The following is a 9,703-nucleotide window of genomic DNA, read 5'->3' as shown; positions in this document are numbered from 1 at the left end:
CGCCGCCCCACCAGCCCGCCGGCCCCGGGCGGGCGCGGCCGCCGGCCGGCGCCCCCCCGCCCGCCCCCCGCCGCCGCGCCCGCCCGGTCCGCCCCCCCCGCGGCTCGTCCGACCTTGGTGGCACCGGTCAGCCTCCCGCACCCTGGCTGGTCACCGACGGCTGGCCGTTCGCCGGCTGCGGCACACCGATGGTCTTGCCGTCCGGCAGCCGGATGTAGCCCGGCTCGCCGGCGTCGACCAGGCCCAGCCGCTTCGCGTTGGCGGTCAGGTTGCCCGGCGCCTCGGCGTCGGCGATCTGCTTGTCCAGTTGCTGCTTCTCCAGGTCCAGTCGAGCCTGCTGCTGCTGCAACCGCTCCAGCCGGAACGCGTTCTCATTGATCTTGGTGTTGACCGCCAGGATGCCCAGCACCCCACCGACCACCAGCACCACGATCAGCGCCGCGAACGGCGCACGCGGCACCGAGATCGGCGGTGGCGGCGCCACCCGCAGCCGCGGCGGCCGGGCGCTGGTCGCGCTGGCGGCCTTCTCGACCGGTCGCAGCGCGGCCGTGCCCTGAGTCGGGAACTCGCGCGCCCCCCGGGCGCGAGTCTCCCCCTGCCGATTCGTTCGATCGATGCGTGGCGTACCGTTTCCGAGGCGCGGAGCCCGCTCCGCCGCGGTCCGGCCCCCCGACCGCGGTGCGCGCTGCCCGCCGCCGGTGACGTCCCGGCGGTCGCGCTTGTCAATGCTCATGTCCCCTCCCCCTCAGCGTCCGTCCCTCTAGCCGTCCCGGTGCCCCTGACCCCCCACGGATCAGGCGGACCCCGTGCCCGGTTGGTGCATTCCCTTCACCCGTCGGCGAGACCGTTCGCGGTCGGTCCGCCCCTGCTCTGTCGCGTTCGGGTCGAGTCGCTCCGCGGCCCGCAGCCGCACCGAGGCGGCCCGCGGGTTCGCGGCGACCTCCGCCTCCCCCGGCAGTTCGGCGCCCCGGCTGAGCAGCCGGAACGTCGGACCGGACCCGGGAAGCTCGACCGGGAGGTCAATCGGGCCCTTACTGCGGACCCGGTCCGTGAGGGCCGCCTTGGTGAGCCTGTCCTCCAGCGAGTGGTAGGACAGGACCACCATGCGACCGCCCACGGTCAGTGCGTCGAGTGCGGATGGCAACGCTGTCTCCAGCGCTGCCAGCTCTCTGTTTACCTCGATCCGTAAAGCCTGAAACGTTCTCTTTGCCGGGTGCCCACCCGTTCGTCGGGCTGGTGCCGGAATGGAGTCCCGCACCAGCTCCGCCAGCAGCGCGGACGAGGTGATCCGGGCCCGCTCCCGCTGCCGGATGATCGCCGAGGCGATCCGACCGGCGAACTTCTCCTCGCCGTAGACCCGCAACACCCGGGCCAGGTCCGGATGCGCGTACGTGTTGACCACCTCTTCGGCGGTCACCCCCCGGGTCTGGTCCATCCGCATGTCCAACGGCGCGTCCTGGGCGTACGCGAACCCTCGGTCGGGCGCGTCCAACTGCAACGACGAGACACCCAGGTCGAACAGGATGCCGTCGATGGCCGGATAACCCAGCCGGTCCAGTACGTCCGGCAACTCGTCGTAGACGGCGTGCTCCAGGTGCACCCGATCGGCGAACCGGGCCAGCCGGACCCGCGCGTGAGCGAGTGCCTCGGTGTCCCGGTCGAGCCCGATCAGGACCGTCTCCGGATGCGCCTCCAGCACCGCCTCCGCATGCCCGGCGAGACCGAGCGTCGCGTCGACGTAGACCGTCCGGCCGCCTCGACCCAGAGCGGGGGCCAGCAGCTCGAGACACCGCTCGAGCAGCACCGGCACGTGTGTGCCGCGCAACTCCCCCATGATGACCCCCACTGGTTGAAACGTCCGTTCTTCTCGTGCGCCTGTCGTCGGACGGCGCTGCCGTCGTACCGCCAGATCCCCATCCGCTCCCGCCTGACACCGGACCGTCGCCCAATGACTGGATCGTGCGCCTGGCACCGGGGAAGTGATGCCAGGAACTCGAAAGCGGCTGGAGATCTCGCAGTACGTCGGGCGCCGTTACCGCCCTACAGACCGCCGGGCAGCACCCCCTCCTCGATGTCGGCGAAGTCGTCTTCGCTTTCGGCGAGGTAGGTCTCCCAGGCGACCTTGTCCCAGATCTCCACCCGCGTGCTCGCGCCGATCACCACCAACTCGCGGTCCAGCGCGGCATAGGCCCGCAGGTGAGCCGGAATGGTCACCCTGCCCTGCTTGTCCGGAACCTCGTCGTGCGCGCTGGCAAAGAAGACCCGGCTGTAGGCCCGGGCCGCCTTGTGGGTCATCGGCTGTGCGCGCAACTGCTCCGCGATCCGCTGAAACTCAGGGGTCGGGAAGACGTAGAGGCAGCGCTCCTGCCCTTTAGTGACCACGACACCCCCCGCCAGCTCATCCCGGAACTTGGCCGGAAGGATCAACCGGCCCTTTTCGTCAAGGCGCGGAGTGTGGGTGCCGAGAAACATCGGCCCAACCCCCTCGCCCTTGAGCGGCGTTCGCGGCGCCGCTGACCCCCCGGGCCGGTGAGCCCTCCCGGCCTCACCATTGGTCCCCACTCTACTCCACTTCCCTCCACCCGCAACCAAATTCGCCCGCGTGGCGCGCCTGACCCGGCGGCAAAACCGCACGTCACAAGGGGTGGAGCGGAGTGGAGGGCTCCGGCCGCCCCTCGGCGTGGTCCGCTTTCCGACATAGATCGACTCCGTCCGGGGGACGCGGACCCGGCCACCCGCGCAGCCACCACGGCCGAACGGTTCACAGTCGGCGGCGATCTGGTGGGGCCGGCGGTCCGGTAACCTCGCTCGCGTGACGGACGCGAAAATGCCCCTACGGGCCAAGGTGGCCAGCTCCGTGTCACGGACCGCCGCGGCGCTCTCCCGGGCGGCCGGCCGTGGCGACGGTTCAGTGATCGGCGGGTGGATCGGCCTGAAGATCGACCCGGACCTGCTGGCCCACCTGTCGGCCGGGCGCGCGATCGCGCTCGTCTCCGGCACCAACGGCAAGACCACCACCACCCGACTGACCTCCGCCGCTGTCGGCGTACTCGGCCGGGTCGCCACCAACTCGTTCGGCGCCAACATGCCCAGCGGGCACACTTCGGCGCTGGCCAAGGCCGGCAGCACCCCGTACGCGGTGCTGGAGGTCGACGAGCACTATCTGGCGCAGGTGCTGGAGGCGACCGAGCCGCACGTGGTCGCGCTGCTCAACCTCTCCCGCGACCAGCTCGACCGCGCCAAGGAGGTCGCCATGATGGCGCAGCTCTGGCGCGCGGCACTGGTCCGGCACACCGACGTACGGGTGGTGGCCAACGCGGACGACCCGCTGGTGGTGTGGGCCGCCACCCCTCCGGGCGACCCCGCCCGGGGCATCAACCCGCCGCACGTGACGTGGTTCAGTGCCGGCCAACGCTGGCACGACGACTCCTGGGTCTGCCCGGAGTGCGGCTCCACCATCCAGCGCTCCGGCGAGCAGTGGTGGTGCACCGGCTGCCCGCTACGCCGACCGGAGCCGCACTGGGTCGTCGAGGACGAGGGTGTGCTCGACCCCACCGGCGCCTGGCACAAGGTTTCGCTCCAGCTACCCGGCAAGGTCAACCTCGGCAACGCGGCGACCGCGCTGGCGGTGGCCGCCGAGTTCGGCGTCCGCCCGGTCGACGCGGTGTCCCGCCTCGGCATCGTCACCTCGGTGGCTGGCCGCTACGCACAGGTCGACAAGGACGGGCGCAACATCCGGCTGCTGCTGGCCAAGAACCCGGCCAGTTGGCTGGAGGCGTTCGACATGGCCGACGACGCGCCGACCCTGCTCTCCATCAACGCGCGCGACCCCGACGGTCTGGACACCTCCTGGCTCTACGACGTCGACTTCGCCCCGCTCCGCGGCCGGCAGGTGTTGATCACCGGCGACCGGGCATACGACCTGGCGGTTCGACTGGACGTCAACGACGTGCCGTTCCAGCACGTCCGCACGTTCGACGACGCACTCCGGTCGGTCCCGCCCGGGCGGCTGGAGGTCATCGCGAACTACACCGCGTTCCAGGACATCCGAGCGGAGTTGGACCGTGTCATCTGAGAGTCTGCGCATCGTCTGGATCTACCCCGACCTGCTCTCCACCTACGGAGACCGGGGCAACGCCCTGATCCTCGCCCGGCGGGCCCGTCAGCGTGGGATGCCGGTCGAGGTGCTGGAGGTCCGCTCCGACCAGCGACTGCCCGCGACCGCCGACATCTACCTGGTCGGTGGCGGCGAGGACGGCCCGCAGGCGCTCGGCGCCCAGCGGCTGCTGGCCGACGGCGGCCTGCACCGCGCCGTCGCGCAGGGCTCGGTGGTGTTCGGCGTCTGCGCCGGCTACCAACTGCTCGGCACCTCGTTCTTCGCCAAGGGTGTGCAGTGCCGCGGGCTGGAGCTGCTCGACCTGCGGTCCGACCGGGGTGAGAGCCGGGCCGTGGGCGAGCTGGCCGGTGAGATCGACCCCCGGCTGGGCCTGCCCCCGCTGACCGGTTTCGAGAACCACGGCGGCCGCACCCACCTCGGTCCGGAGGTCTCCCCGCTGGCCCGGGTCACCGCCGGGGTGGGCAACGACGGCGCCACCGAGGGCGCGTGGCGCGGCAAGCTGCTGGGCACCTACTCGCACGGGCCGGCGCTGGCTCGCAACCCGGCCCTGGCCGACCTGCTGCTGCGCTGGGCCACCGGGGCACACCAGCTCCCGCCGTTGGACGACACCTGGTCGGACCGGCTCCGCAACGAGCGCCGCTCCGCGGTGGCCGCCGCCCGGGCATGATCCACGCCGTCCGGCGGCTGCTCCGGCAGCCGTCGGCCGCCCGGTTCGCCCTGCTCCTGCTGCTGATCGCCGGGTGCGGGTTACTGCTGCTGCTGGTGCCCCGGCCGGACCCGGCGCAGTTGCCGCTGGTCGCCGACCGGCTGGGCGACCTCGCCCCGGTGGCGGCGATCCTCGGTGGTGCGCTGCTGCTGGTCGCGCTGGTGCCCCGGACCTTCATCACGCTCGCCGCGGGTGCGATCTTCGGCCCGCTGGAGGGCGCCGCGTACGCCCTGGGCGCCGCCCTGGTGGCGGCGGCGATCGGGTTCACTGTCGGCCGGTTGCTCGGTCGGGAGTTCGTCGCCGAGCGGGTCCGCGGCCGACTCGCCCGCCTCGACGGCTGGTTCGCTCGGCAGAGTGTGCTCGGTGTGATCACCGTCCGGCTGCTGCCGATCGCCGGCTTCGGCCTGGTCAGCTACGGCTACGGCACGACCGGCGCCCGAATGCTGCCGTTCCTGGCCGGCAGCGTGATCGCGTCCGCGCCGACCGCCTTCGGCTACGCGGCGATCGGTGCGGCGGTCAGCTCCCCCGGCCACGTCAACTGGTACGCCGCAGCCCCGGCCAGCCTCGGCCTGATCGCCAGCCTGGTACTCATCCACCAGTGGTGGCGCGCCGAACGCCGCCGCCGTCGCACCATGCCCGTCTGAGCCGCGACGGAAGGGCCGAGCAGACCCTGGCCGCCCTGCGGACGTCGATGACAGGATCCTGTCGGTTCGGCGGTGGTAACGGCCGGACGACGATCCCTTCGGCAGGGCATCGGGCAGCGTCAGCGCGATCTAGCGTCTGCGGCCATGAAGCCCTTGCCCCGCGCCAGGATCGGTTCCCGAGCCGTCGCCCTCGTTGCGGCCCTCGCGGCGGCGCTGCTCGCGGCGTGCACCCCGGGTGATCCACCGGCCGCGTCGCCGCCGCCCGCCACTGCCGAGGCACCATGCCAGACCCGTTCACCTTCCCACGGTGGGGCGTCTTCGACGGGCGCTGGCTGGTGTACGCGCGCAGCAGCCTCGCGCGGGCGGCACCCCACGGCGGCGGCGGCTCCGAACTCTTCGCCTGGGACGCGGAGTCGGGGGCCGCACCACGGCAGGTGCTGGGCACCGCGGACTTCCTCTTCCGGCCCCCGTTGCGCGACGGGAAGCTCGCCGTCACCAGGATCCTCGGCGAGGACCGGAACGAGTTGACCCTGCACGACCTGGCTGCCGGGACGGTCCGCACGGTGGCCACGGGCCCGGTGGGCGGTGTCGGGTTCCACGGCGCCGACCTGCTCTGGGTTGATCGGGCCACGGGTCGCCTGAACGCGGTCGGTCCGGACGGCAAGGCTGGGTCCGCGCCGCAGCCGAGCCCCGGACCGGGCACCGCAGTCGACGTGACCACCGACGGCCGGACCACTGCCTGGGTGTCGCGCGACGAGCGCACCCTGACCGTCTGGCGACCGGACTGGGCGGCACCGGTCCGCGTGTTCCGGGTGACCCCTCCGCCGGCTCCGGCTGCCGCTACCTCGTTGCCACCGGGAACCAGGCCCCCGACCGTCGACCCCTTCCACACGGTTGCCACGCCCACTGCCGTCGGGGACCTGGTGATCTTCCAGTACCACCTGGGTTGGTACGTGGCCGACCTGCGAACCGGGTCGTACGTGCGGCTGACCGCCGATCACGCCCACGCTGTCGTCTCGGGACAGGCGCTGCTGGTGGACCCGGACAACAACACGGACCCCGCACGGCAGCACGCGTACTCGCTGCTACGCCCGGACCGGCTGCCGCCACTGCCGCCCTGCCCGTGACCACCGGAGCGCAACTGCCAATTGGCTGGTCGAGCTGATCCGGCGACCGCACGAGCCCGCGTGCCGCGAACGGCGGGCGGATGCGCCGGAGAGCGTGATGACTCAGAGGCATACTGATGCCTCTGAGTCATCACGTTCAACGCGGTGCCCGCCTCAGTGGACGTCACGGTGCGTATCGCTCGCTGTCAGGCGACGACCGAGACCATCCGGCCCTTGACCACGATGACCTTGCGCGGTTCCTTGCCACCCAGGGTCGCCGCGACCGCGTCCAGGGCCGCCGCGCGGACGACCTCCTCGGAGGCGTCGGCGGGGACCTCGATGCGACCACGGACCTTGCCGTTGACCTGCACCGGGTAGGTCACCGTGTCGGCCACCAGCAGCGCCGGGTCGGCGGTCGGGAAGTCCGCGTACGTCAGCGAGGTCTCGTGGCCCAGCTTGCGCCACAGCTCCTCGGCCATGTGCGGGGCGAACGGCGCCACCATCAGCACCAGCGGCTCGGCCACCTCGCGGGGCGTGGCCGACAGCCGGGTCAGCCCGTTGGTCAGCTCGATCAGCTTGGCGATCGCTGTGTTGAACCGGATGCCGTCCATGTCGCCACGGACCCCGTCGATCACCTTGTGCAGCAGTCGGCGGGTCGCCTCGTCGGCCGGGTCCTCGGTGATCCGCAGGGCGCCGGTCTGCTCGTCGACGACGGCCCGCCACACCCGCTGCAGGAACCGGTACGAGCCGACCACCGCCCGGGTCTCCCAGGGGCGGGAGACCTCCAGCGGGCCCATCGACATCTCGTACACCCGGAAGGTGTCCGCGCCGTAGGCGGCGCACATGTCGTCGGGGGTCACCACGTTCTTCAGCGACTTGCCCATCTTGCCGTACTCGCGGTTGACCGCCAGGTCACCCAGGTAGTAGGCGCCGTCGCGCTCGAAGACCTCCTCGGCCTGCACGTAGCTGCCGCGCGAGTCGGTGTACGCGTACGCCTGGATCATGCCCTGGTTGAACAGCTTGCGGAACGGCTCGAACGACGACACGTGCCCCAGGTCGAACAGCACCTTGTGCCAGAACCGCGCGTACAGCAGGTGCAGCACAGCGTGCTCGGCGCCACCGACGTACAGGTCGGTGCCGCCGCAGTCACCGTCGGCGCGCGGGCCCATCCAGTACTGCTCGTTCTCCGCGTCGACGAACCGCTCGCTGTTCGTCGGGTCCAGGTAGCGCAGCTCGTACCAGCAGGAGCCGGCCCACTGCGGCATCACGTTGGTTTCCCGGGTGTAGCGCTTCGGCCCGTCACCCAGGTCCAGTTCGACCTCGACCCAGTCGCGCCGCCGTGACAGCGGGGTCTCCGGGTTGCTGTTGGCGTCGTCGGCGTCGAACGTCTTCGGGGAGAAGTCGTCCACCTCCGGCAGCTCGACAGGCAGCATCTCCTCCGGCAATGCGATGGCCGCGCCGGTCTCGTCGTAGACGATCGGGAACGGTTCGCCCCAGTAACGCTGCCGGGAGAACAGCCAGTCGCGCAGCCGATAGGTCACCGCGCCGGTGCCGTGCCCGTTCGCCTCCAGCCAGGCGATGATCGCCGCCTTGGCGTCGGCGACCCCCAGGCCGTTCAGGTCCAGGCCGCGCTCGGGCGCGGCGCTGTTGATCGCCGGGCCGTCCCCGGTGTACGCCTTGCCGTCGAAGCCCTCCGCCGGCTGCACGGTACGGACGATGGGCAGCTCGAAGACCTCGGCGAACGCCCAGTCCCGCTCGTCCTGCGCCGGCACCGCCATGATCGCGCCGGTGCCGTAGCCGGCCAGCACGTAGTCGGCGATGAAGATCGGGATCTGCCCACCGGTGACCGGGTTGGTGGCGTACGCGCCGATGAAGACGCCGGTCTTCTCCTTGCTGTCGGACTGCCGCTCGACGTCGGTCTTGGCGGCTGCCGACTTGCGGTACGCCTCGACGGCCTCGCGGGGGCTGGCGTGCCCGCCGGTCCAGGCGTCCCTCGTCCCGTCCGGCCAGCTGGTCGGCGCCAGCGTGTCGACCAGCTCGTGCTCGGGCGCCAGCACCATGTAGGTGGCGCCGAAGACGGTGTCCGGGCGGGTCGTGAAGACCCGCACCGGTGCCGCGCTGGTCGGGAAGTCGATGTGGGCGCCGGTGGAGCGGCCGATCCAGTTGCGCTGCATCAGCTTGATCGGCTCGGGCCAGTCCAGGCTGTCCAGGTCGTCCAGCAGCCGGTCACCGTACGCGGTGATCCGCATCATCCACTGCTTCAGGTTGCGCTTGAAGACCGGGAAGTTGCCCCGCTCGGAACGGCCGTCGGCGGTGACCTCCTCGTTGGCCAGCACGGTGCCCAGCCCCGGGCACCAGTTCACCGGCGCCTGCGAGACGTACGCCAGGCGGTGGTCGTCGACGACCTGGCGGCGCTCGGCGACGCTCAGCTCGGCCCAGGCGCGGCCGTCCGGGGTGGCCCGGTTTCCGCCCTCGAACTCGGCGATCAGCTCAGCGATCGGACGGGCCCGGTCGGCGTCGCTGTCGTACCAGGAGTTGAAGATCTGCAGGAAGATCCACTGGGTCCAGCGGTAGAAGTCGGTGTCGATGGTGGCCACCGAGCGGCGCTCGTCGTGCGCCAGCCCCAGCCGGCGCAGCTGCGCCTTGTACCGCTCGATGTTCGCGACGGTGGTGGTCCGGGGGTGGGTGCCGGTCTGCACCGCGTACTGCTCGGCGGGCAGCCCGAACGCGTCGAAGCCCATCGCGTGCAGCACGTTGCGGCCGGCCATCCGCTGGTAGCGGGCGTAGCAGTCGGTGCCGATGTAGCCCAGCGGGTGGCCGACGTGCAGGCCCGCTCCGGAGGGGTACGGGAACATGTCCAGCACGTACAGCTTCTCCGCGCCGGCGCGTGGGTGGGTCGGGTCGGCCAGCGGGCCGGTCGGGTTCGGTGCGTGGAAGGTGCCCTCGCGCGCCCAGGTGTCCTGCCAACGAATCTCGATCTCGTCGGCCAGGGCCGCGGTGTACCGGAACGGGGGAATGTCGCCCGCCGGTGCGGCTGCCTCACTCATCGTCTCTCCTCGCTTCGCTTCGCTTCGTCTCGGCACCACCGGGCCGGGCCGGCGGCGGGCACAAAAAAGCCCCTCGCGCAGGA

General features: G+C 71.7%; 7 protein-coding genes and 1 pseudogene. 4 read left to right on the top strand and 4 right to left on the bottom strand.

Translation table 11 applies throughout. The features are described 5' to 3' along the window. Window positions 1-127 precede the first annotated feature (127 nt). The 3 genes and pseudogenes from AB0C20_RS32385 to mraZ all read right to left on the bottom strand — a co-directional run bounded on the left by AB0C20_RS32385 (window position 128) and on the right by mraZ (window position 2,472). Entirely contained in the window at window positions 128-733 is a 606-nt protein-coding gene (locus AB0C20_RS32385) for a hypothetical protein (protein ID WP_357189960.1), read from the bottom strand. A gap of 63 nt (window positions 734-796) precedes the next feature. Further along, window positions 797-1,834 (bottom strand): annotated as a pseudogene (gene rsmH, locus AB0C20_RS32380) (16S rRNA (cytosine(1402)-N(4))-methyltransferase RsmH); the annotation flags it as partial. A 206-nt stretch (window positions 1,835-2,040) separates the two neighbouring features. After that, window positions 2,041-2,472 (bottom strand): division/cell wall cluster transcriptional repressor MraZ, encoded by a 432-nt coding sequence (mraZ, locus tag AB0C20_RS32375; RefSeq protein ID WP_030488958.1) that lies wholly within the window; start codon window positions 2,470-2,472, stop codon window positions 2,041-2,043. A gap of 355 nt (window positions 2,473-2,827) precedes the next feature. On the opposite strand from mraZ, the gene AB0C20_RS32370 reads away from it, so the two are divergent. From AB0C20_RS32370 to AB0C20_RS32355, 4 genes are all read left to right on the top strand, one after another. Continuing rightward, window positions 2,828-4,075, top strand: a complete 1,248-nt coding sequence (locus AB0C20_RS32370; protein ID WP_091407686.1) for a MurT ligase domain-containing protein — start codon at window positions 2,828-2,830, stop codon at window positions 4,073-4,075. Then, window positions 4,065-4,784, top strand: coding sequence for a glutamine amidotransferase (locus AB0C20_RS32365; RefSeq protein ID WP_357189957.1), 720 nt, complete (start codon window positions 4,065-4,067; stop codon window positions 4,782-4,784). Before AB0C20_RS32370 ends, AB0C20_RS32365 begins: the two co-directional genes overlap by 11 nt. Then, window positions 4,781-5,467: a VTT domain-containing protein gene (locus tag AB0C20_RS32360; protein WP_357189955.1), complete on the top strand. Its 687-nt coding sequence runs from the start codon at window positions 4,781-4,783 to the stop codon at window positions 5,465-5,467. The genes AB0C20_RS32365 and AB0C20_RS32360 overlap by 4 nt, the downstream gene beginning before the upstream one ends. A gap of 281 nt (window positions 5,468-5,748) precedes the next feature. Beyond that, window positions 5,749-6,594: a hypothetical protein gene (locus tag AB0C20_RS32355; RefSeq protein ID WP_357569415.1), complete on the top strand. Its 846-nt coding sequence runs from the start codon at window positions 5,749-5,751 to the stop codon at window positions 6,592-6,594. A 185-nt stretch (window positions 6,595-6,779) separates the two neighbouring features. Here AB0C20_RS32355 and leuS read toward each other — a convergent pair whose 3' ends face one another. After that, window positions 6,780-9,620 (bottom strand): leucine--tRNA ligase, encoded by a 2,841-nt coding sequence (gene leuS, locus AB0C20_RS32350; RefSeq protein WP_357569414.1) that lies wholly within the window; start codon window positions 9,618-9,620, stop codon window positions 6,780-6,782. Window positions 9,621-9,703: the final 83 nt, after the last annotated feature.

It is taken from the genome of Micromonospora sp. NPDC048843 (assembly GCF_040649965.1).
GTDB lineage: Bacteria > Actinomycetota > Actinomycetes > Mycobacteriales > Micromonosporaceae > Micromonospora > Micromonospora hortensis.
Note: the sequence above shows the minus strand (reverse complement) of the source record. Positions and strands in the feature narration are given on the sequence as shown.